Here is a 1953-nt window from a genome sequence, read left to right on the forward strand (position 1 = left end):
GGTGACGGTGTGCCCGCCGGCGCGCAGGTTGGTGGTCATGGCGTGGAAGGCCGCGAAGTTGAGGCCGGGCAGGCCGGTCATGGGGCCGCTGAGGTAAATCCGTTTCACGGGGAGTCCTTGCCGGGCCATGCCCGGGCGGTGGAGTTTGAAAGGGGATCAGCTACAGTTCAGCAATCAGCCAAACGGAGGTGGTGATGGACAATTACGTTTGCGTTATCTGTGGCGGGAAAGGCAAGGAAAGGTATTCGCCGGGGGAGTTCAGAGATGTCGAGTGCTCCGACTGCGGAAAATACTTGATCTCGTTAACGGTGCTGGACGAGATGAGGAAAAGAGGTAGCCGCTTCAATATCCCGGCCACCAGGTCATGCTTAAATAGTTTTATCGCTGCCGGCAAACCTGCCGTGATTTCCCGCGCGGAGGTTGCGGCATATCAGCTGTTCGCTACGTAGTGTCAACCTGAGACAGGAGGCGACGGCCTATCCAGCGAACCACGGTGACGGCCTTGCTGTTGCCGATCGCCTTGTAGCGGGGGCCGTCCGGGCACTCACTGGCTGGCTTGCCGCGCCAGGGGATCTGGGTGTAATCGTCGGCCATGCCCTGAAGGCGTTCGCACTCGCGGGGAGTGAGTCGACGGACAGAACTGGTGGAAGACACAACGTTGGGGCCCAGGGATGAGTCTGTGTTGTCGACTTGCTTGCCGTAGTTGCTGGTCAAGGTCTGGGCTAAGTCGCGGCATGCGACTATCGGCTGCCCACGGCCTGTTCCGTCCTCACTCCCATCGAACCCTTCAGCTTTCAGCGTATGGGTGATGTCGCCGGTGATGCAGACGGCGACCTGGCCGCCGGCGTTGGCGTGGCTGCCTGAGTGATTCATGGCTCGGAGTGTGGGAGCGATAAACCCGGCATCAGCGCCGTGATCCTTGCAGGAGAAAGCCAGCACCGCATTTTCCTGGCCGTTGTTCCGGCCGAGGGCGAATGCGGTCGAGTCGCTGACTCCTGGGTCTTGCGTGCCATGCATAACCAGCAGGCCCGATTCAGCATCCTGCTGAGTGGCGCTGCCGGCCGCCTTGCCGCTGGCCTGCAGAGTTCCAGCCACGATGAATGCTTCAGAGTCGGCTCGGTGGCTGCTTTGTGCTTGGGCGCGAAGTGCTGGAGCCGTGAGCGGGATGTCGTCGAGCGAGTACCCTCCGGACTTTCGGCCCCCGCCAGCCAGTGTCGGCGCGATGAAGAATGTTTCGCTTTCCACATCCAGGCGGGTGTCCTTCGCGGTAAGCGTGGCGGATCGCTCAACTGATCCTTCCAGGCCGTGGCCGCCGAACGCCGGTATCCCGCCGAACATTGACACCGCCGGCCCTTCATCGCCTTCGCAGTTCGGGCAGCCATATTGGCCTAGGGATTCGGCGAAGACGGATCCACATCCGCACTGGAGTGCAGGGCCGAAAGGAGCTGTTCCGGTAACATCTTGCCCCTCGCCTCGGCGCGGCGCAGTATCCCTGCGCACGCCTTCGCGCTCAAAAAGTACCTCGGAGGGATCGAACCCGTCTCGAGCACTTGCGACAACGAACACACGACGGCGTCGTTGGGCCAGGCCGAAATATTGGGCGTCCAGGACCCGCCACGCGATTGTTCTTTTGGGTCCATACACACAACCAGCGTCCTGCCATTTTTTCCCTGGAGGCTGCAGCTCGCAGTCTTCCCCAGCAAGCGCGCCAAGAAAGCATCCGAAGGCGTTCCCTTTGTCGCTGAGGACGCCGGGGACGTTCTCCCAGACGATAACGCTGGCGTGCTTTCGCTGGCCAGCGCGAACATAGTCAACTGCATCTGCAAGCTCCACGTATTTGATGGTGAGGGCGCCGCGCGGGTCGGTGAGGCCTTCGCGCATACCGGCGACCGAGAAGGCCTGGCACGGGGTGCCGCCGACCAGCACGTCTGGTGCCGGGATCTTGCCGGCCAG

Annotated in this window: 2 protein-coding genes; both read right to left on the reverse strand. The window is 62.1% G+C overall.

The annotated features are described in order from the left end of the window. Positions 1–108, reverse strand: a 108-nt coding sequence (locus HX846_RS36045; protein ID WP_178967326.1) for a DUF4406 domain-containing protein, incomplete at its 3' end; no start/stop codon positions are given. 333 nt (positions 109–441) lie between these two features. Then, positions 442–1953: DNA cytosine methyltransferase (locus tag HX846_RS36050; RefSeq protein WP_178967327.1), on the reverse strand; the 1512-nt coding region annotated here is incomplete at its 5' end.

It is taken from the genome of Pseudomonas sp. K5002 (assembly GCF_013386655.1).
Taxonomy (GTDB): domain Bacteria; phylum Pseudomonadota; class Gammaproteobacteria; order Pseudomonadales; family Pseudomonadaceae; genus Aquipseudomonas.